17 protein-coding genes and 1 riboswitch are annotated in these 20,302 nt (G+C 45.1%); of the genes, 14 read left to right on the top strand and 3 right to left on the bottom strand.

The features are described from left to right. The first annotated feature begins 105 nt into the window (after positions 1–105). Positions 106–1,008, top strand: a complete 903-nt coding sequence (lpxC, locus tag NI469_RS01240) for a UDP-3-O-acyl-N-acetylglucosamine deacetylase (protein WP_004647241.1) — start codon at positions 106–108, stop codon at positions 1,006–1,008. Positions 1,009–1,107: 99 nt separating this feature from the next. Here the strand turns inward: lpxC and NI469_RS01235 are convergent, their stop codons facing one another. After that, complete coding sequence (locus NI469_RS01235; RefSeq protein WP_004647242.1) at positions 1,108–1,548, bottom strand: DciA family protein; 441 nt, start codon at positions 1,546–1,548, stop codon at positions 1,108–1,110. A gap of 107 nt (positions 1,549–1,655) precedes the next feature. Between NI469_RS01235 and NI469_RS01230 the strand changes: the two genes are divergently transcribed. The 10 genes from NI469_RS01230 to recJ all read left to right on the top strand — a co-directional run bounded on the left by NI469_RS01230 (position 1,656) and on the right by recJ (position 15,268). Continuing rightward, positions 1,656–2,339 carry a M23 family metallopeptidase gene (locus NI469_RS01230; protein WP_004281322.1) on the top strand — a complete coding sequence of 228 codons (684 nt, stop codon included), beginning with the start codon at positions 1,656–1,658 and terminating at the stop codon, positions 2,337–2,339. A 327-nt stretch (positions 2,340–2,666) separates the two neighbouring features. Next, positions 2,667–5,369 carry a pyruvate dehydrogenase (acetyl-transferring), homodimeric type gene (gene aceE, locus NI469_RS01225; RefSeq protein WP_005261554.1) on the top strand — a complete coding sequence of 901 codons (2,703 nt, stop codon included), beginning with the start codon at positions 2,667–2,669 and terminating at the stop codon, positions 5,367–5,369. A gap of 2 nt (positions 5,370–5,371) precedes the next feature. Continuing rightward, positions 5,372–7,387: a 2-oxo acid dehydrogenase subunit E2 gene (locus NI469_RS01220; RefSeq protein ID WP_121979731.1), complete on the top strand. Its 2,016-nt coding sequence runs from the start codon at positions 5,372–5,374 to the stop codon at positions 7,385–7,387. Between the two features lie 126 nt (positions 7,388–7,513). Further along, positions 7,514–7,655: riboswitch (yybP-ykoY riboswitch) on the top strand. A gap of 72 nt (positions 7,656–7,727) precedes the next feature. Next, positions 7,728–8,303 carry a TMEM165/GDT1 family protein gene (locus NI469_RS01215; protein WP_004281327.1) on the top strand — a complete coding sequence of 192 codons (576 nt, stop codon included), beginning with the start codon at positions 7,728–7,730 and terminating at the stop codon, positions 8,301–8,303. A 183-nt stretch (positions 8,304–8,486) separates the two neighbouring features. After that, positions 8,487–9,284, top strand: coding sequence for an oxygen-binding di-iron domain-containing protein (locus NI469_RS01210; RefSeq protein WP_005250340.1), 798 nt, complete (start codon positions 8,487–8,489; stop codon positions 9,282–9,284). A 97-nt stretch (positions 9,285–9,381) separates the two neighbouring features. Next, positions 9,382–9,747 carry a YkgJ family cysteine cluster protein gene (locus NI469_RS01205; protein WP_080591854.1) on the top strand — a complete coding sequence of 122 codons (366 nt, stop codon included), beginning with the start codon at positions 9,382–9,384 and terminating at the stop codon, positions 9,745–9,747. 225 nt (positions 9,748–9,972) lie between these two features. Then, positions 9,973–11,439 (top strand): IMP dehydrogenase, encoded by a 1,467-nt coding sequence (gene guaB, locus NI469_RS01200; protein WP_004281332.1) that lies wholly within the window; start codon positions 9,973–9,975, stop codon positions 11,437–11,439. A 123-nt stretch (positions 11,440–11,562) separates the two neighbouring features. Continuing rightward, positions 11,563–12,894 carry a phosphoglucosamine mutase gene (glmM, locus tag NI469_RS01195; protein ID WP_034439062.1) on the top strand — a complete coding sequence of 444 codons (1,332 nt, stop codon included), beginning with the start codon at positions 11,563–11,565 and terminating at the stop codon, positions 12,892–12,894. 14 nt (positions 12,895–12,908) lie between these two features. After that, positions 12,909–13,565, top strand: a complete 657-nt coding sequence (gene pdxH / locus NI469_RS01190; protein WP_005245734.1) for a pyridoxamine 5'-phosphate oxidase — start codon at positions 12,909–12,911, stop codon at positions 13,563–13,565. A 2-nt stretch (positions 13,566–13,567) separates the two neighbouring features. Beyond that, positions 13,568–15,268, top strand: a complete 1,701-nt coding sequence (recJ, locus tag NI469_RS01185) for a single-stranded-DNA-specific exonuclease RecJ (RefSeq protein WP_005261557.1) — start codon at positions 13,568–13,570, stop codon at positions 15,266–15,268. A 52-nt stretch (positions 15,269–15,320) separates the two neighbouring features. Here recJ and NI469_RS01180 read toward each other — a convergent pair whose 3' ends face one another. Together NI469_RS01180 and NI469_RS01175 are read right to left on the bottom strand one after the other, a co-directional pair. Then, on the bottom strand, positions 15,321–16,121 hold the full coding sequence (locus tag NI469_RS01180) for a putative porin (protein ID WP_004647251.1): 801 nt from the start codon (positions 16,119–16,121) through the stop codon (positions 15,321–15,323). Between the two features lie 175 nt (positions 16,122–16,296). Then, a complete protein-coding gene (locus tag NI469_RS01175; RefSeq protein ID WP_005108142.1) occupies positions 16,297–17,076 on the bottom strand; it encodes a putative porin in 780 nt (259 codons plus the stop codon). A 500-nt stretch (positions 17,077–17,576) separates the two neighbouring features. Between NI469_RS01175 and prfB the strand changes: the two genes are divergently transcribed. From prfB to NI469_RS01160, 3 genes are all read left to right on the top strand, one after another. Beyond that, positions 17,577–18,672, top strand: a protein-coding gene (gene prfB / locus NI469_RS01170; RefSeq protein WP_101627160.1) for a peptide chain release factor 2 whose coding sequence is annotated in 2 segments (ribosomal slippage) — positions 17,577–17,648 and positions 17,650–18,672 — 1,095 coding nt in all. Because the reading frame shifts where the segments join, the coding sequence is not laid out codon by codon here. 146 nt (positions 18,673–18,818) lie between these two features. Beyond that, positions 18,819–19,118 (top strand): ArsR/SmtB family transcription factor, encoded by a 300-nt coding sequence (locus tag NI469_RS01165; protein WP_121979733.1) that lies wholly within the window; start codon positions 18,819–18,821, stop codon positions 19,116–19,118. 15 nt (positions 19,119–19,133) lie between these two features. Next, positions 19,134–20,219, top strand: a complete 1,086-nt coding sequence (locus NI469_RS01160) for an alkene reductase (protein ID WP_121979734.1) — start codon at positions 19,134–19,136, stop codon at positions 20,217–20,219. The last annotated feature ends 83 nt before the right edge of the window (positions 20,220–20,302 follow it).

The raw sequence follows: 20,302 nt of genomic DNA, 5'->3' as shown, positions 1-20,302 counted from the left end.
CTAGATTAGACAGGAAAGGTGGCTTTTAAGCCACCTTTTTGTTTTTTATCAATAGCCAAATATGCTAACGTATAGCGGTTTTATAGATGAACAGATGATAAAAGCATGTTGAAACAACGTACCCTGAAACGTGTCGTGAAAGCGAGCGGAATCGGTCTTCACAGTGGGCAAAAAGTCATGATTAACTTTGTGCCGCACCATGCCGATGGGGGAATTGTGTTTCGTCGTATTGACCTGAATCCGCCAGTCGACATTCCTGCCGATGCCATGCTGATTCAAGAAGCCTTCATGTGCTCGAACCTGGTTCAGGAAAATGCCAAAGTAGGCACCATTGAACATGTCATGAGTGCGATTGCTGGTCTAGGCATTGATAACCTGATTATTGAAGTGTCGGCCTCTGAAGTCCCGATTATGGATGGCAGTGCAGGTCCGTTTATTTACCTGCTCATGCAGGGCGGTTTGCAAGAGCTGGATGCCGCTAAAAAATTCGTCAAGATTATTAAACCGGTTGAAGCACTCATTGATGACAAACGTGCCATTTTTAGCCCACATGAGGGCTTTCAGCTGAATTTCACCATCGATTTTGATCATCCTGCCTTTAAAAAAGAACATCAGTCCGCCAGTATCGATTTTTCTACTGAAACCTTCGTTTATGAAGTCAGTGAAGCGCGTACCTTTGGGTTTATGAAAGATCTGGATTATCTCAAAGCCAATAATCTGGCGCTGGGTGCCAGCCTGGAAAATGCCATTGGTGTAGATGAAACCGGGGTCGTTAATGAAGAAGGTTTACGTTTCTCGGACGAATTTGTACGTCATAAAATTCTGGATGCCGTGGGTGATTTATACCTGCTCGGGCATCAGATTATTGCCAAATTTGATGGTTATAAATCTGGACATGCCTTGAATAATCAACTTTTACGCAATGTGAAAAGTGATCCAAGCTGCTATGAAATTGTAACATTTGATGACGAAGCCAATTGTCCAATCATGTATGTGAATGTGACATAAGTCATTGTGTTTGTGTCTTTATGTTTTTGTTATTGCTTTAATACTGTGATACACATCACATAATGTTTGCTTTTTAATTTATTACATTTGATTGCTATGTTACTTTTTATTGCTTGCCAAACGTAGTAAAGCTTGGCTAAGCTTAGGGTCGCTTATAAAGTCAGCAGCACTACGAAGTAATTCCTGTGTTTCTGCATTTAAGGCTCTTTCAGGTGTTGCTGAAACAGGTGATGTTTGCGAAGGATTCCGCAAGCAAACTTGAAGTTTAGTGAGATCTGTTAATTCATTTATTTGAGAGAGTTGTGAAATGTATTGCTTTTGAAGATAGGCCAATTGACTGATCATGGCCTGGTTTTCACCGGTAATCGTTAACACACCATTTTGATAGCAGACAACTTGCCAGCGTTCCGGTTGGGGCAATAGCGGTTGTACGAGTTTCGTAAGTTTCTGCCAGGCAGCGACTTGTGATGAGAGAAACGAAAAGTTTCCTGTTTTTATCTGTTTTCTTGTTTGTTGAAAAACGTTGACAGGTTCCGACATACATGATTCCTACATATTTATGTCTTAATCTTATGCGCTTCTTTTAGTGGATATCAAGGATAGAGATCTTCAAGGAACTCGATTAAAGCAGTTTAGAGAGGTTTTTTATGCATATGCGACGTATTTTGTTGGCATTTTCTTTATCAGTTTCAGCGGCTTCGGTTGCGTTCGCAGATTTAGTCAATCTAAATCAAGAAAATGGTTCAACAGATCGTATCGAGCAATTGACGCGTACTCTGGCACAGGGTGCATATACTCATCCAGATGATATCGATATTCCAGCACAGACTAAATTGAATGTTCAACTTCGTGAGAAACCAGTTGAACTGAACAATCGAACGCTTGCTCAGAAGTATGCCAATACTTCATCCAATAAAGCGGCAGCAAACAGTGCTTATTCTTGGCTAATTTCTCATCCTTTACCTAATTCTCGCGTAAGTTCAAATTACGGTGGTCGTACCATGAGTGGCCGTGCTGAAAATCATTCAGGCCTTGATCTTGCAGCGCCAAGTGGTACACCAATCTATGCAACAGGTCCAGGAATTGTGACCAAATCAGGTTGGGGCACAGGTTATGGTCAATACGTTGAAATCAATCATGGCAATGGCTATTTAACGCGCTATGCCCATGCTTCACGTCTTATTGCACGTGTGGGAGAGCAGGTGCAAGCAGGTGATCATATTGCCAACGTTGGCTGTACTGGTCGCTGTACCGGTCCACACTTACATTATGAAGTAGTAAAAGACGGTCAACGTAAAAACCCATCTACTTATTTGGCCATGTTACCTTAAGTATAGACCTGAATAACAAGAAGCATCTCTATACATAAAAACCTCCAATAAGCATTTTAAAGCGTTTAAACTGCAGGCTCTTCAAGTCAACTTGAAGGGCTTTTTGTTTTATCACTTTTAAGTCTCATATTATCACCAACTATTATAATGATTGTATAATAAATCGCCTTTATTGACTATTTTTTGTTATGTAGTGTAATTATACGTCACCCATCATTTAGTTCCTAAATAGTACTGCTAAATCGCATTCAGCTAAGGCCATACCTGCAGAGGTCTTAAATATGGTACATATAAGACATTAGATTAGGCTTTTAGGAACTGTAGATTATGGCGTTTTATGGCGATACAGACGCGCAAGAAACCCAAGAATGGCAAGATGCATTTGACTCTGTTTTGCAGCACATGGGCACTGAGCGTGCAGCATTTTTGTTAGAAAAACTTTATCAACGCGCAATTGCAAAGCATGTTCCTATTCAGCGTTTAAATACTCCCTACTTAAATACGATTTCTGTTGAAGAACAGCCTGCAATGCCAGGCGACCAGGACATGGAGCGCCGTATTCGCGCGCTGATCCGCTGGAATGCCTTGGCAATGGTATTACGCGCGAATAAAACCGGTGACGATCTCGGTGGTCACCTAGCGAGTTTTGCTTCTTCCGCAACCCTTTATGATGTGGGCTTTAACCACTTCTTCCGTGCCAACAGCGACAGCTTTGGCGGCGACATGATCTATTATCAAGGTCACTGTGCACCGGGTATTTACGCGCGTTCATTTTTAGAAGGCCGTTTGACTGAAGAGCATCTGAATAATTTCCGTCGTGAAGTGGGTGGTAAAGGTTTGCCATCTTATCCGCATCCTTATTTGATGCCGGACTACTGGCAGTTCCCGACCGTATCGATGGGTCTGGGTCCAATCATGTCAATTTATCAGGCACATATCCAAAAGTACCTGATGAACCGTGGCCTGATTAAAGAAGAAGATCGTAAGGTTTGGGCTTATCTGGGTGATGGTGAGATGGACGAGCCGGAAAGCTTGGGTGCAATTTCTCTGGCAGGTCGCGAAAAGCTCGACAACCTGATTTGGGTAGTGAACTGTAACTTGCAACGTCTGGATGGTCCGGTACGTGGTAATGGCAAGATCATTCAGGAACTTGAGTCATTATTCCGCGGCGCAGGCTGGCGTGTGATTAAAGTTGTGTGGGGCCGTCATTGGGATCCACTACTGGATAAAGATAAATCCGGTGCACTGAAAGCAGTGATGGAAGAAGCAGTTGATGGCGATTTCCAGCGTTACCAGGTAAAAGGTGGTGCTTACGCGCGTGAAAAGTTCTTCGGCAAATATCCAGAAGCAGCTGAGTTGGTTAAAGACTTAAGCGACGAAGATATTGATAATCTGAACCGCGGTGGTCACGACCCGTACAAAGTCTTTGCTGCTTATGCCGAAGCATGTACGGCCAAAGGTCAGCCGACCGTGATTCTGGCAAAAACCGTGAAAGGTTATGGTTTGTCGGAAGAAATCGAAGCAGTCAACAAAACTCATCAAATCAAGAAGATGCAAATCAATTCCTTGAAATATGTGCGTGATCGTTTCAACCTTCCTTTCACCGACGAACAGCTTGAAGAAGTACCGTTCTACCGTCCAAGCGAAAATTCCCCTGAATTGAAATATATGAAGGCACGTCGTGAAGCGCTAGGTGGTTACCTGCCTGCACGTCGTAAGGAAAGCGAACAGCTAGCGATTCCTGGACTTTCAGTATTTGATTCGGTCTTGGCCGGTTCAAATGGTAAAGAACAATCGACCACGATGGTGATGGTGCGTTTAATCTCTGCACTTCTTAAAGAGAAAGCGATTAAAGACCGTGTTGTGCCAATCGTGCCTGATGAAGCCCGTACTTTCGGTCTGGAAGGGATGTTCCGTCAGCTCGGTATTTATGCCGCGCATGGCCAGAAATATACCCCGGAAGACCAAGAACAGCTGATGCATTACCGTGAAGCCAAAGACGGTCACATGTTGCAGGAAGGGATTAACGAAGCCGGTGCGATGAGTGCATGGGCAGCATTGGCGACCAGTTATTCAACCAATAACCTGCCAATGATTCCGATGTACATGTACTACTCGATGTTTGGTTTCCAGCGTATCGGTGATATTGCATGGGCAGCCGGCGATGCACAGGCACAAGGTTTCTTGCTGGGTGCAACCGCAGGTCGTACTACACTGAACGGTGAAGGCTTGCAGCATCAGGATGGTCATTCACACATCTTGGCCAATACCATTCCAAACTGTGTCTCTTATGACCCATGTTTCGGTTATGAATTGGCAGTGATCGTGCATGACGGTTTACAGCGTATGTATGTGAACCAGGAACGTGTGTTCTATTACCTGACCGTGATGAACGAAAACTACGAGCATCCGGAAATGCCAAAAGGTGTTGAAGAAGGCATTAAGCGTGGTATGTACTTACTGGAAGAAGATGAAAAAGCCACTGTTCAGTTACTGGGCTCAGGTGTAATCCTGCGTGAAGTGATCAAGGCGGCGAAGATTCTGCGTGAAGAATATCAAATTCATTCAAATGTCTACAGCGTGACCAGCTTCAATGAACTGGCACGTGACGGTATGGCATGTGAAGAATACAACCGCTTGCATCCGCTGGCTGAAGACGTAAAAGAAGCATGGGTATCGAAACAGCTTCGCGGTACTGAAGGTATCGTCGTGTCTGCAACCGATCATATGCGTGCTTATAGCGAACAGATTCGTGCTTATCTTCCAGATGGCCGTCCATTCGTAGCATTGGGTACTGACGGTTATGGCCGTTCAGATACACGTGCCAACTTGCGTAGTTACTTCGGTGTTGATGCTGCCCATATTGTAGTAGCAACCCTGAAAAAACTGGCAGATGAAGGTGAAGTTGATGCGCGTCTGGTAAAAGATGCGATCTCGACTTTCGAGCTTGATACAGATCGTCCAGTGGCTTGGACACCTCAAGAAACCCCATCTGTACATGCTGTTGCTGACTACAAAGAGGAGAACTAAGCATGCAAATTACGACTCCTGATATTGGTGTAGATAAGGCAACAGTGGCCGAAATTCTGGTCAAAGTGGGTGATACGATCGCGATCGATGACAGCATTGTGTTACTTGAATCTGATAAAGCCTCTGTTGAAGTGCCTAGCACTTCAGCAGGCGTGGTAAAAAGCATTCTGGTGAGTCAGGGTGATGAAGTCGCTGAAGGCGCAGTACTGATTGAGCTACAAGCTGAAGACGGTAGCGCTGATGTGGTCGAGCCACAGCAAGCAGATGCCTCACAAAAAACCTCAGAAAATACTCCGACTTCATTACTGGATCAGGAAATCATGCAGGAACTGGCTTCACATCAGCCTAAAGCTTCTGCTGCTCCTGAGGCTCAAACAAGCTTACAAGTGGTTGATGTGCAAATCCCCGATATTGGCGTAGAAAAAGCCACTGTCGGTGAAATCTTGGTTTCTGTCGGTGATGAAATCGAGGTAGATCAAAGTATCGTAGTGGTGGAATCAGACAAGGCGACTGTTGAAGTGCCAAGTACGGTTTCAGGTACGGTGGAATCCATCCAGATTAAAGAAGGCGACACGATCAAAGAAGGTGTGGTCATTCTGAAAGTGAAAACGGCTGTTTCGGCAGCGTCAGCACAGACAGAAGCATCTCAAGCACCAGTTGCTCAAGCGGCCACCCAAGAGAAAGCAGTTGAAGCACCACAAACGCCAGCAGCACCTGCAGGTGATGTTGAAATTGCTGTGCCTGACTTGGGTGTAGACAAGGCGGCTGTGGCGGAAATTCTGGTTCAGGTCGGTGATACGGTTGAAAAAGATCAGAGCATCATCGTGGTAGAATCAGATAAAGCCACTGTTGAAGTGCCAAGCACTACAGCTGGCGTGATTAAAGCCATTCATGTTGAGCTGGGTCAAAATGTCTCTCAAGGCATTGCACTGGTGACAATTGAAGCTGAAGCTGAAGCGCAAGCAGCTGCTGCACCTGTCGTAGCCAAAGCAGAAGCACCGAAAGCAGCAGAAGCACCAAAAGCAGCCCCGGCACCTGCTGCATCTTCTACTCAAACAGTCACGACGTCGGATAATGCTGACAAGCTGACCAAAGAGCAGAATGCCGCTAATTCTAAAGTTTATGCCGGTCCTGCAGTGCGTAAACTGGCACGTGAACTGGGCGTTGTGCTGGCAGATGTCAAAGCATCTGGCCCACATGCGCGCGTCATGAAAGAAGACCTGAAAGCGTATGTCAAAACGCGTCTTACTACGCCACAGGCGGCTCCTGTAGCCGCTGCTGCTCAAGTCGCAGGTCTGCCAAAACTGCCAGACTTTAGCGCTTTTGGTGGTGTGGAAGAGAAAGCCTTGACGCGTTTGCAACAAGTGTCTATTCCACAGTTGTCGCTGAATAATTTCATTCCGCAAGTGACCCAGTTTGATGCAGCAGATATTACTGAACTCGAAGCATGGCGTAATGAACTGAAAGGCAACTTCAAGAAAGAAGGCCTGAGCCTGACCATTATGGCATTCATCATCAAAGCAGTTGCGCACTTGTTAAAAGAAGAGCGTGAATTTGCTGGTCACTTGGCCGATGATGGTAAGTCAGTCTTGCTACGTAACGAGATCCATATGGGTATCGCGGTCGCAACGCCAGATGGTTTGACCGTGCCTGTACTGCGTCATCCCGATCAGAAGTCCATTAAACAGATTGCCACTGAGCTGGGAACCCTGGGTCAAAAAGCGCGTGACAAGAAATTGTCACCGAAAGACCTGCAAGGTGCGAACTTTACCATCACCAGCCTGGGCTCAATTGGTGGTACAGCATTTACGCCATTGGTGAACTGGCCGCAAGTGGCGATTCTGGGTATTTCTCCTGCCACCATGCAACCAGTATGGAATGGTGAAGGCTTTGATCCACGCTTGATGCTGCCGCTTTCATTGTCCTACGATCACCGTGTGATCAATGGTGCAGATGCTGCTCGTTTCACCAACAAGCTGACCAAGCTGCTCAAAGATATCCGTACTTTATTGATCTAAAAAATCATGTATATGCCCTTTATTCTCTCTCTGGGAGAAATATAAAGAGGGTGTAAAGAGAAAACCCTGCTTCGGCAGGGTTTTTTGCTGCTGCATTGAAAAATAATCTATTTGATTCTATACTTGGCGCACTTCATTGGGGAGTAGCCGCCTTTTGCGCAAAGCAGAAGGGTGATGGTCAACATATTTGCTCAACCGAGCATGGTCATCATAGCAAAGAACCAAGTCAGCTTTTCCAAGCTTTCTTTTGTTGGCAAGACCTTTGATTTACCACTCTGCAGATTTTGGCTAGCAGGAGCGGTGAGTCATTGGTATTGGATGCTAGCCAGAGAAAAACCTCATGTATGAATTCCTACTGTCGACTGCAATCGTAGCGCTGGCTGAAATGGGTGATAAGACCCAACTGCTGGCATTGCTGCTTGCCGCACGTTTTCGCAAACCTGTTCCTATTTTAGTTGCCATTTTATTGGCGACGCTGATTAACCACGGCCTTTCTGCAGTATTGGGACAATGGGTAACCACAGTGATTGGGCCGGAAGTACTGCTGTGGATCGTTTCGATTGGCTTTATCGCGATGGCAGTCTGGATGCTGATTCCGGATGAACTGGGTGATGAAAATGCCAGTATCAATAAATGGCAAAAATTCGGGGTATTTGGTGCAACCTTCATTTTGTTTTTTCTGGCAGAAATTGGTGACAAAACCCAGATTGCCACAGTGGCACTGGCGGCACGTTTCGACAGCGTCTTCTGGGTGATGTTGGGTACTACGCTAGGCATGATGCTGGCCAATGCGCCTGCGGTATTTTTGGGTGATAAACTGGCGAACAAACTACCGATCAGCCTGATCCATAAAATTGGCGCGGCCATTTTCCTGGTCATAGGTGTCGCGACCCTGGTTCAATATTATTTCTTTTAAATTATAAAATAACAAATTGCATGAATCCTGAGCTAAAAACTCAGGATTTTTTATGCCTAAATCCTCTGAAAAGCTTGATAAAGCTCGTGATATGGTCGGTTTTATGGATTGTAAATTCTATTAAATCCTTATATGTTGTATGGGTATAAAACAGCAGTTTTAACTATAAATTGGGGAATTTACATGGTTTTTGAGCGCACCACATCGCAAGTCCTGTTTGATAATGGGACACATAAATGCATTAGTTTTACCAGTCTGGTCAAAGGTGAAGGCGTTCAGGCAAACCAGTTTTTGATTATTGATCATGAGCGCGCAGCGGTACTCGATCCGGGTGGTGATTTAACCTATGTGCCGCTGACCATGGAACTGAATAAATACACCCGCTTGACCCATCTGGACTATGTCATGGCTTCACATCAAGACCCGGACATTATCACTTCCATGCCGCGCTGGCTGGTATATACCGATGCCAAAGTGGTGGCATCCAAGCTGTGGGCACGTTTCTTGCCGCACTTAAACTCGGCCTTTATGAGCGACCGGATGAAAGGCAACTGGCTGGACCGTCTGGTGGAGCTTCCGGATCATGGTCAAATCATTCCACTGGGCCAATCTCATATTGTGGCGGTACCGGCGCATTTTCTGCATTCGGTAGGGAATTTCCAGTTTTATGATCCGATTGCCAAAATTTTATTTTCAGGTGATATGGGTGCGTCCATGGTTGAAGATGCCGCCAAGCCACTGGAAAACTTTGCCGCGCATATCCCAAAAATGAAAAGCTTCCATCAACGCTATATGTGCAATAACAAGGTGATTCGTCTCTGGGTGAAAATGGTACGCAGCATGGAAATCGAGATGATTGTGCCGCAGCATGGCACACCATTTATCGGCAAAGAGCAGATTACCCAGTTTCTGGACTGGATTGAAACGCTGGAATGCGGCACTGACCTGATGGATGAAACGGTTTTTACCTGTCCTGAATAGTTCACACAAAAAATAATTTTTTTCTTGTGTGGAAAAACAACATTTTTTATATTTCTTCTCCAAAAAACTTTTTTTTGATAATGAGAACTTATAAGAAATGTTGTCTCAAGTTCCAAAACCGGATGCGTGTTTAAGCTGCGGGGCGTGCTGCGCCTATTTCAGGGTTTCGTTTTATTGGGCTGAAGGAATTCATATGCCTGAGCACTATACCGAACCTGTGACAGCAGTCTATTCATGTATGGCTGGAACCAATCAAAAAAATCCACGCTGTATTGCACTTGATGGCACCATCGGCCAGCAGGTCAGCTGTGGTATGTATGAGCAGCGCAGTTCATCCTGCAAAGAAGTGCAGATTGCCGATGAGCAATGCAATAAGGCACGTATTGCACACAATATGTTGCCCTTTGTCCAGATTGAAACTGATGAAGCCGACAATGATGACAGTTTTGAATATGTCAGCTAAATCCATCCAAAGCAGAGCTTAGGCTCTGCTTTTCACTTCATTAAAATGATCGGGGTATATTTTAAAATAGGGAACTTCATGATCGGACGTATTATTGATACTGTTTTAGCACCCACATAGATCTGCGTGTACGAAGCTTGAATAAAAAAATAATTTTGCAATTGCAATGAAATTTAAGCCGATATTTGTTTATAATAGTGCACGGAAATTACCAGTGAGACTGTTATGTTGACCATCGTTCAAGACGCGTTAACCTTCGATGATGTCCTATTACTCCCTGCCTATTCTACTGTTCTTCCAAAAGATGTCTCCCTAAAGACACGTTTAACTCGTGGCATTAACCTGAATATTCCTCTTGTGTCTGCAGCAATGGATACGGTGACTGAGTCCCGTATGGCAATTGCAATGGCGCAAAATGGTGGTATCGGTATTTTGCACAAGAACATGGATATCGCGGTTCAGGCTGCAGAAGTGCGCCGTGTGAAAAAATTCGAAGCGGGTATGGTCAAAGACCCGATTACAGTCACTCCTGAAACCACAGTACGTGAACTGATTGCGTTGACTCAAGCCAACAATATCAGTGGTGTACCCGTTGTGAAAGATGGCAAAGTGGTGGGTATCGTGACCGGTCGTGATACACGCTTTGAAACCAATCTTGAGCAGCCAGTCAGCAATATCATGACTGGTCAGGATCGCCTGGTGACAGTTCGTGAAGGCGAATCGAAAGAAAATATCCAAGCTTTATTGCAACAGCACCGTATTGAAAAAGTATTGGTGGTCAACGATCAGCAAGAGCTGAAAGGCTTAATTACGGTAACCGATTTCCGTAAAGCTGAATTGTATCCAAATAGCTGTAAAGATGACCTGGGTCGTCTGCGTGTTGGTGCTGCTGTCGGTACTGGTGCAGAAACGCCAAGCCGCGTAGAAGCCTTGGTTGATGCAGGTGTGGACGTGATTGTAGTCGATACTGCACATGGCCATTCTGCAGGTGTGATCGAGCGTGTACGTTGGGTTAAGGCCAATTATCCACAAGTTCAGGTGATTGGCGGTAACATCGCGACAGGTGATGCTGCGCTGGCGTTACTTGATGCAGGTGCGGATGCCGTTAAAGTTGGTATTGGTCCTGGTTCAATCTGTACCACGCGTATTGTGGCGGGTATTGGTATGCCACAGATCTCTGCGATTGATTCTGTTGCCAATGCGCTGAAAGATCAGATTCCTTTGATCGCAGATGGCGGTATTCGTTTCTCTGGCGATATGGCCAAAGCGATTGGTGCGGGCGCAAGCACGATTATGGTTGGTTCATTGATGGCCGGTACTGAAGAAGCACCAGGCGAAGTTGAATTCTTCCAGGGCCGTTACTACAAGGCTTATCGCGGTATGGGTTCATTGGGTGCGATGGCTGGCGCAACAGGTTCTGCTGACCGTTACTTCCAGGACTCTAAGGCCGGTGCCGAGAAGCTGGTTCCTGAAGGTATTGAAGGTCGTGTACCGTACAAAGGCCCAATGGGTAATATCGTACATCAGATGATGGGCGGCCTACGTTCTTCAATGGGTTATACCGGTTCTGCGACGATTGAAGACCTGCGTCAGAATGCCAAGTTTGTGAAAATCACTTCTGCCGGTATGTCTGAGTCGCATGTACATGATGTGACCATTACCAAAGAAGCACCAAACTATCGCGTAGGTTAATTTCCTGTGATTTAAAATTTTAAAAAGCCGTCATGCAAATGACGGCTTTTTTATTTTGGTGTAAAGTGTGACTCAAGGAAAAAAATGGGTGATATCAATCATCCGCTAAGAAGTGAGATAAAGATGAGTTATTTTGGTACGGATGGTATTCGTGGAAAGTTTGGCGAATTGCCGATTACCCCTGAGTTTGCCCTGAAACTGGGATTTGCGGCTGGTAAAGTTTTAAAACGTCATAGTAAAAAATCCAAACCATTGGTGGTTCTGGGTAAAGATACCCGTTTGTCTGGTTATATCCTGGAAGCTGCCTTACAGGCAGGTTTAAATGCCGCTGGCGTTTATGTTCATCTTTTAGGTCCACTACCGACTCCAGCCATTGCTCATCTGACCCGTGCTTTGCATGCCAGCTTGGGTATTGTCATTTCCGCTTCGCATAACCCGTATTTTGACAACGGCATTAAGTTCTTCTCTGCGGAAGGCAAAAAACTGCCAGATGCCTTGCAAGACGAAATTAATCAGGAACTTGAAAAAGATTTTGTGATTGAAGATACGGCGAATCTGGGTAAAAGTATCCGGGTTAAAGATGCTAATGGTCGCTATATTGAATTCTGTAAATCGACGTTCCCGTATCATCTGGATCTGAATGAACTCACCATTGTGGTGGATTGTGCCAATGGTGCAGCCTATAACGTGGGACCTGCAGTGTTCCGTGAACTGGGCGCACGTGTAATTGCGATTCACAATGAGCCGAGCGGTTTAAATATTAATGAGGGCTGTGGTTCAACGCATCCGGAAAGCTTGCAACAAGCCGTGATTCAACATCAAGCGGATTTGGGTATTGCCTTTGATGGGGATGCTGACCGTGTGGTTCTCGTAGATAAAGCCGGTAATCTGATTGATGGCGACCATATTCTTTATATTCTTGCGACTCAAAGCTCGAAAAAACCTGCAGGTATTGTGGGTACCTTAATGAGCAATATGGCATTGGAACTGGCGCTGGAAAAAGCACAAGTGCCGTTATTACGTGCCAAAGTCGGCGACCGTTATGTATTGCAGGGCCTGGAAGAAAATGGTTGGACCATTGGTGGTGAGCCTTCAGGTCATATTCTGACTTTGGACAAGAGCACCACAGGCGATGCGATTATTGCCGCCTTGCAGGTATTAACGGTGATGGTTGAACAGAAAAAAGCCCTGCATGAACTTGTGGCTGACTTTAAACTGTTGCCAAATGTCCTGGTCAATGTACGTTTAAATGCCATGTTTGATCCTTATTCAGTGCCTGCACTGGCAGCTGAATTTGAAAAAGCCGAACAGCAGCTTAAAGGCCGTGGCCGTTTATTGATTCGTAAATCCGGCACAGAACCTGTCATTCGTGTGATGGTCGAAGGCGATGATCTGGCTGAAGTCACCACACTTGCAAACAGCCTGGCAGATGCTGTGCGTGCCAATGCAGCTTAACGGGAACATAGATAATGAGTGATCTGATCAAGGATCTGAGTGAACTACGCCTGAATTATGAAAAAGGCGAGTTACAGGAACAGCAAGTCAATCCGAATCCGCATATGCAGTTCTTGCAATGGTTTAACCATGCACTGGAAGCAAAATTGCACGAGCCCTATGCCATGTCGTTGGCAACAGCCAATGCACAAGGCCGTCCGCATGTGCGTACGGTATTGCTGCGTGGAGCGACTGACGCAGGGTATGATTTTTATACCAACTATGATAGTCAAAAAGGTCTGGATCTGGCTAAGAATCCTTATGCCGAACTGTTGTTCTACTGGCAGGATCAGGAACGTCAGATTCGTATTTCGGGTCGTGTAAAGAAAATATCGGAAGAAGAATCGACCGACTATTATCATAAACGTCCACGCGAAAGCCAGATTGCCGCGCATATCAGTACCCCGCAAAGTGGCATCGTGGCTAGTCGTGAGGAATTGCAGCAACGTTTTTGGGATTTGCATACCCAGGTTGCCAATCAGCAACAGCTGGACAAGCCGGTATTCTGGGGTGGTTATCGTCTCGAACCCGATTATTATGAATTCTGGCAGGGTCGTCCGAACCGTTTGCATGACCGTTTAAGTTATCGCCAAACCGATGCCGGCTGGACTTTAGAGCGCTTAATGCCATAACCATGCAAAAACTGGAAATCAAACAACGTCCATTGCTGACACGCCCTGAAAATTTACCGGGCGTCCCTGCATTTGTGGCCGAGATTCTGGCTCGTCGTGGGGTGGAATCCGAGCAGGAACTTGAGCTCAAGCTGAAGCATTTGCTGGCACCGACCATGAAGGGGTTGCCTGAAGCGATTCAACTGATCGATCAGGCGATTGATCGTGGCCAGAAAATCGTGATCGTCGGTGATTATGATGCCGATGGCGCGACCAGTACTGCACTCATGGTGCTGGCACTGCGCGATATGGGTGCCAATGTCGAATATCTGGTTCCTGACCGTTTTAAATATGGTTATGGACTGACACCCGCAATTGCAGATCTGGCCTTTGTCAGTTTCACACCTGATTTACTGATTACCGTGGACAATGGCATTTCCAGTCATGAAGGAGTCAAACAGGCACAAGATCATGGCATGCAGGTAATCATTACCGACCATCATCTGACGACCAAGCCGACACCAAAAGCCGAAGCCGTGGTCAATCCCAATCAGTTGGGTTGCGACTTTCCAAGCAAAGCACTAGCCGGGGTCGGGGTGGCTTTTTATGTATTGGCCAATCTGTCTACCCATCGCAAGAAACTTGGAAAATCCTCTACTGTAATTACCAATTATCTTGATCTGGTAGCGCTCGGCACCTATGCCGATGTCGCGAGCTTGGACTACAACAACCGGATTCTGGTCGATGCAGGTCTGAAACGGATCCAGCAAGGGCAGTGCCGTGCAGGGATCAGTGCGCTACTTGATATTGCAAAGCGTGATCCTGCTGGTCTGAAAGCTCAAGATTTGGGCTTTGTTTTAGGCCCACGGATTAACGCGGCTGGACGCATGGAAACCATGGATATCGGGATCGAATGTTTGCTGGCTCCTGATCTGACAACTGCTTATCCACTGGCTGAACAGCTGAATCAGCTCAATGTCGAACGCCGTCAGGTGGAAGGTAAAATCAAGCAGGAAGCCTTGCTTGAGCTGGATAAAATCCAGTGGGATGCCACTGAACTACCTGCTGCGTTGATCATGTTTGAACAGCATTGGCATCAGGGAGTGATCGGGATTGTAGCAGGGCGTTTAAAAGAGCAGTTCCATCGTCCGAGTATTGTTTTTGCCGCAGATCAGGATGGGATTCATATCAAAGGTTCGGCGCGTTCGATTGAAGGTATTCATATTCGTGATGCGATTGAACAGGTAGCAGAGCAATATCCTCATTTAGTCAGTCATTTTGGTGGCCATGCAGCAGCAGCCGGTTTAACCCTGAAAAAAGAAAATTTCGCCGAGTTTAAGCAGGTCTTTGAAGTACTGATTGGTGCGATGGATGAGGATTTATTCACTGCGACTTTATGGACGGATGGAGAGCTGCCAGCTTCTGCTTTTCACATTGAAACAGTCGATTTATTACAGAATTTAAGTCCATGGGGGCAAAAATTCCCCCAACCGATTTTTGATGGTGTGTTCAAAATCATGGACTATCGCTGGCTTAAAGATGTGCATCTTAAGTTACGTGTGGCGTTGGAGAATGGGCAGGTCGTGGATGCGATCGCTTTCAATGCAGCGGATAAATATGACTTTGACCCGATGAAAGATACACGATTGGTCTATGAGCTGGATAAAAATGTATTTAATGGCAATATCAGCTTGCAAATGCGGATTATCCATTTAGAACAATAGGCCATAAAAAACCGCTCGAGTGAGCGGTTTTTTTTGCTTTTAATCGGAGAGATTAGAAGCGGAAAGTACCGTTAATACCGAAAGAGTCAGCACCGTCAGTAGTTGTATAGTTCACGCCAGCTGCAATTGCAGGTGTAAAGAATTTTTGTGCGCGTAAACCAAATACTGTATCTGAATCATCTTCTGTAGAATCCGCGATTGATACACCCACACTTAAAGTTGGATCGATATAAAGATCAGCGCCTAAACGATAAGTTGTTTCATCACCGAAATAAGTTAAACCTTCAAAATTGGCAAAATGATTACCAATCTGAGTCACATATTTTGCACGTAAAGATAGTGCAGTATCATCACCTACAGTAACAGCATTTAGGAGGTTAGGGACAAAACCATAATTTGCTACCTGAACTGGATCAACGCTTTCATTAGCTGCACCAGCTGCTAATAGTAGGCCATTAACTGGTAAGTAACCAACTTCAAAAGCATAGCCAGTATTGTCTTCACCAGCAAAGTCAACCTGGTTAATAGTGCCGCTTACATAAAATTGAGTATTTGGAATATAAAACTCGCCACTTACACCAAATACATCAATATCCTCATCGCCATCACCGCTTGCATTTGCATAACCTAAGCCAATATTGCTTGCTTTATTTAGGAAAGCCGCTTCTGCAAGTGGAGAGTTCTTAACTTGAACAGTGTTTAAGTAATATTTTCCATTGATGAAAAATGTATCTAGATCCCCAACATTATCAATATCTGTATTTTCATACCCGACATTAAGTTCAGCTTGGTAAGCATGTGCAGTTCCCAGGCCAGCAAGAAGCGCTGTAGCAAGAGCAAGTTTCTTAAGCATTTAGATTTCTCTCTTTGTTATAAAAATATGACTGTTTGATGAACAGTTGTAACAAATTGTACAGTTTATATTCGCCCCGTCAATGTGCAAAAATACCTAAATGCTTGTTAAGAGTGCAATAAAAAAACCCATCCGAGGATGGGTTTTCTATGAATGACTAATTTTTGGTTTTAGATTAGAAGCGGTACTTCGCTGCTACACCAAAGGTATTGTAGTCATTGTTAAACTGTTCACCAAAGCCGACACGGCCTTCTAAGCTCACTTGCTGGTTAATGAACTTACGTGCATTGATACCAAATTCGCTCTTGTCGGTAATATCATTGTTGTGATAATCAGCACCGACACTCAAGGTTTTGTCGATGAAATAATCTGCTGCCAGATTGTATTCATCTAAATCACCAAACGCTGCACCTGCTTCCAGGTTGATGTCTTTACCGTTGCTAAGTGTAGTGACATATTTAGCACGCAATGTTGGATCTACGCCATCATCATTGTCGTTATCCCAACCTTTTACACCCGCCGCAATCAATAGACCTGGCGCTGGCAGATAACCGACTTCAGCTGCATAGGTGGTTAAATCATTTTCTACATCATCATTGTCTTGCAGATCATGGCCATTGACGTTACCGCTTAAGTAGAAGTCAGAATTCGGTACGAAGTACTCTGCACCTACGCCATAACGATGCGCTTCAGAATCACCAATTTCATTATATTGATATTGCGCACTCACGTTGCTAGCACGATCAAGGAATGCTGCTTCTGCTAATGGTGCATTACGTGTTTGAACTGGATTGAAGTAATATGTACCATCAACGCCGAAAGAACCGCTAGTTCCACCGTTGTCAGGATCAACCACTCCTGCTGATGCACCAATTTCTGCTTGGTAAGCATGTGCTGCTGTACCAGTCATTGCTATTGCTGAAAGTAGTGCCGAAGCAATCGCTAATTTTTTCATGGTTACTACCCCTCAAATCGTGAGTTAAAAACATTACACTTTTTGTTACAACTTTCAGTCTAGAGCAATTCCAAAGATCGTCAATCAAAGGAAAGTTACAGTAATGTGAATAGCGTAATCTTGTGTAATTTTTGCTGAACAAGTGACTGAATAATAAAATTAAATTTATAATGTAGTGTTTTATTAAAAGTGTGTAGATATTGTGGAATCTATTGAATTCGCTGATTTTTTATACAGACCAATAAGAAATCCTAAATTATAAAATCAATTGCAAAATTATATTTCGGTCATAAAACGGGGCTAAAAAGCCGATAAAAATTTCGGATAAAAAGACGCAAAAGAGTCTATGAGATGTTGAAAATTGGATGAGGGAAATACAGGTCTAAATGCTCAAGACATTCGAGCCTTAGACTGAATGGATCGTTAAAATAGCGGAAATAGACTGTGCTATAATATCGGGCTAAGAATTTTGTGCCTAATTTTGATTGAGAGTAATTCACGTGGAAATTAATCCGTATCTAAACCAATTAAAAGACTTAAACGAACGTGGTCAAACACTACGGGGGTATCTTTGACTACGATCTGAAAAAAGAGCGTTTAGAAGAAGTCCTGCGTGAATTAGAAGATCCAACCATCTGGAATGACCAGAGTCGTGCCCAAGCGATGGCCAAAGAGAAAGGCGAGCTTGAAAATGTATTAAATGTGCTGGATCGCTTAAGTACCCAGCTTGAAGATGCACAGGCTCTGCTTGATCTGGCGGTTGAAGCGGATGATGAAAGCTTGCTAGAAGATGTACAGGCTGAACTGAGCACGGCTGAAGAAGAACTGGCCAAGCTTGAATTCCGCCGTATGTTCAATAATCCGATGGATCCAAATCCTTGCTATCTGGAAATTCAAGCTGGTTCAGGCGGTACAGAAGCACAGGACTGGGCGTCTATGTTGCTACGTATGTATCTACGCTGGATTGAACGTCATGGCTTTAAAGCAGAAGTGATGGAAGAATCTGATGGGGATGTTGCCGGGATTAAATCTGCGACGATTCGTGTGGAAGGTGAGTACGCCTATGGCTGGTTACGTACCGAATCTGGTGTACACCGTTTAGTGCGTAAGTCCCCCTTTGACTCGGGCAACCGTCGTCATACCTCGTTCTCTGCCGTGTTTGTGTCACCGGAAGTTGATGACAATATCGAAATTGAAATCAATCCGTCCGATGTTCGTACCGATACTTATCGTGCATCAGGGGCGGGTGGTCAGCATATTAACAAAACAGATTCTGCCGTGCGTTTAACCCATGCACCGACCGGAATTGTGGTGGCCTGTCAGAACCAGCGTTCACAACATGCCAACCGTGACCACGCCTGGAAGCAGTTACGTGCCAAACTTTATGAGCTCGAGATGAGCAAACGTAACGAAGCGGCACAAGCACTGGAAGATTCCAAGTCTGACATTGGGTGGGGTAGTCAGATCCGTTCTTATGTCCTGGATGATTCACGTATTAAGGATTTGCGTACAGGTGTGGAAAATTCCAATACTGGCGCAGTTCTGGACGGTGATCTGGACAAATTTATCGAAGCAAGCCTGAAACAGGGCCTGTAAGAAATCGTTTAAAAGCTGGCGTAACAAAGCTTGTGCAGATTGTGATTATTATATCTAAAATTTTCGATATATAAATCGAAAAAATACGATATAATGGCCGCAGATGCTGAATAAAGTTTCGTTGCGCCACTGATTGTGATGTGCCTATGGACCTTGATCTAATTTTTAAAGCCTTAGCCAATCCGACCCGTCGACAAATTCTGGAGTGGTTAAAATCTCCGGAGCAATATCTGTCTGCGGAAGAGTGTGGTGGCTTTCAACGTGGGGTCTGTGCAGGTCAAATTGAACGTTTGGGCCAGGTTTCACAGTCCACCATGTCCAATCACCTGTCGGTATTACAGCAGGCTGGCCTGATTACTGCGACCAAGCATGGACAGTGGTCATATTTCTCCCGCAATGAAACTTTGATTCAGCAATTTATCGAACACCTACAACAACACCTTTAACAGGTGGGAGTAACGATGGCTGAATTAAATTCTCCTTTAACGCTCGGTGCGTTAGAGCTTAAAAACCGTGTCATCATGGCGCCGCTGACCCGTAGCCGCGCAACTGCTGATCGCGTTCCAACCCCCATGATGGTTGAATACTATGCGCAACGTGCAAGTGCTGGCCTGATCATTTCTGAAGCGACAGTGATTTCTGAAGAAGCCAATGGCTATCTAAATACCCCAGGATTGTTTACCGATGCTCAGGTCGAAGGCTGGAAAAAGGTCACTCAAGCGGTTCATGAGAAGGGCGGTCTGATTGTTGCCCAGCTTTGGCATGTTGGTCGTGTATCGCATCCGGATCTGTTAAATGGTGAAACACCAGTCTCTGCAAGTGCAGTACAACAGGCGGGTCATGTCAGCTTATTACGTCCAAAGCGTCCATACGTTACGCCACGCCCCTTGGAAGTTTCTGAAATTCACGCGATTACCGAGCAATACAAGCAAGCCGCGATTCGTGCCAAAGAAGCCGGTTTTGACGGTGTTGAATTACATGCTGCCAATGGTTATCTGATTGACCAGTTCCTGCAAAGCAAAACCAATCAGCGTGAGGATGAATACGGCGGTTCAGTCGAAAACCGTACACGTTTCCTGCTAGAGGCAACTGATGCACTGATTGAAGTATGGGGTGCGGATCGAGTAGGGGTACATTTTGCGCCGCGTGGTGATGACCATGACATGGGCGACAATGATCCACGTGAAACATTTGGCTATGCCATGGAGCACCTGGGCAAGCGCAAGATTGCCTTCTTCTTTACCCGTGAATATCTGGCTGAAGACAGTATTTCCGAATATATGAAAGAGCGTTCTGGTGGAGTGCCTTATATTGCCAATATGCAACTGAGTCGTGAAGATGCGATTGAGCTACTGGCAGCTGAAAAGGCAGATGCAGTCGCATTTGGTAAAGCCTATATTGCGAATCCTGATCTATACGAACGTCTGCTTCAGAATGCACCACTTAATGAGCTGAAAATGGAAAATATGATCGGCAGTCAGGTGGCTGAAGGTTATATTGATTATCCAACTTTGGCAGAAGTTAAAGTATTAAGCACCATAGAATAATTCGAAATAAGAGCCACATCGATTAACATGTTGATGTGGCTCTGCTATATTCTGCTCATTGAATCTTTGGACAGGGGCGCAAT

Source organism: Acinetobacter lwoffii (assembly GCF_024129735.1).
GTDB lineage: Bacteria > Pseudomonadota > Gammaproteobacteria > Pseudomonadales > Moraxellaceae > Acinetobacter > Acinetobacter lwoffii_H.
The sequence above is the reverse complement of the archived record's forward strand: the minus strand, read 5'-3'. Positions and strand labels throughout refer to the sequence as shown.

What these genes read in the sequence shown, in the direction of transcription:
- lpxC (WP_004647241.1), top strand. Translation starts at nt 106, where the DNA reads ATGTTGAAACAACGTACCCTGAAACGTGTCGTGAAAGCGAGCGGAATC.
- NI469_RS01235 (WP_004647242.1), bottom strand. Translation starts at nt 1,548, where the DNA reads ATGTCGGAACCTGTCAACGTTTTTCAACAAACAAGAAAACAGATAAAA.
- NI469_RS01230 (WP_004281322.1), top strand. Translation starts at nt 1,656, where the DNA reads ATGCATATGCGACGTATTTTGTTGGCATTTTCTTTATCAGTTTCAGCG.
- aceE (WP_005261554.1), top strand. Translation starts at nt 2,667, where the DNA reads ATGGCGTTTTATGGCGATACAGACGCGCAAGAAACCCAAGAATGGCAA.
- NI469_RS01220 (WP_121979731.1), top strand. Translation starts at nt 5,372, where the DNA reads ATGCAAATTACGACTCCTGATATTGGTGTAGATAAGGCAACAGTGGCC.
- NI469_RS01215 (WP_004281327.1), top strand. Translation starts at nt 7,728, where the DNA reads ATGTATGAATTCCTACTGTCGACTGCAATCGTAGCGCTGGCTGAAATG.
- NI469_RS01210 (WP_005250340.1), top strand. Translation starts at nt 8,487, where the DNA reads ATGGTTTTTGAGCGCACCACATCGCAAGTCCTGTTTGATAATGGGACA.
- NI469_RS01205 (WP_080591854.1), top strand. Translation starts at nt 9,382, where the DNA reads ATGTTGTCTCAAGTTCCAAAACCGGATGCGTGTTTAAGCTGCGGGGCG.
- guaB (WP_004281332.1), top strand. Translation starts at nt 9,973, where the DNA reads ATGTTGACCATCGTTCAAGACGCGTTAACCTTCGATGATGTCCTATTA.
- glmM (WP_034439062.1), top strand. Translation starts at nt 11,563, where the DNA reads ATGAGTTATTTTGGTACGGATGGTATTCGTGGAAAGTTTGGCGAATTG.
- pdxH (WP_005245734.1), top strand. Translation starts at nt 12,909, where the DNA reads ATGAGTGATCTGATCAAGGATCTGAGTGAACTACGCCTGAATTATGAA.
- recJ (WP_005261557.1), top strand. Translation starts at nt 13,568, where the DNA reads ATGCAAAAACTGGAAATCAAACAACGTCCATTGCTGACACGCCCTGAA.
- NI469_RS01180 (WP_004647251.1), bottom strand. Translation starts at nt 16,121, where the DNA reads ATGCTTAAGAAACTTGCTCTTGCTACAGCGCTTCTTGCTGGCCTGGGA.
- NI469_RS01175 (WP_005108142.1), bottom strand. Translation starts at nt 17,076, where the DNA reads ATGAAAAAATTAGCGATTGCTTCGGCACTACTTTCAGCAATAGCAATG.
- NI469_RS01165 (WP_121979733.1), top strand. Translation starts at nt 18,819, where the DNA reads ATGGACCTTGATCTAATTTTTAAAGCCTTAGCCAATCCGACCCGTCGA.
- NI469_RS01160 (WP_121979734.1), top strand. Translation starts at nt 19,134, where the DNA reads ATGGCTGAATTAAATTCTCCTTTAACGCTCGGTGCGTTAGAGCTTAAA.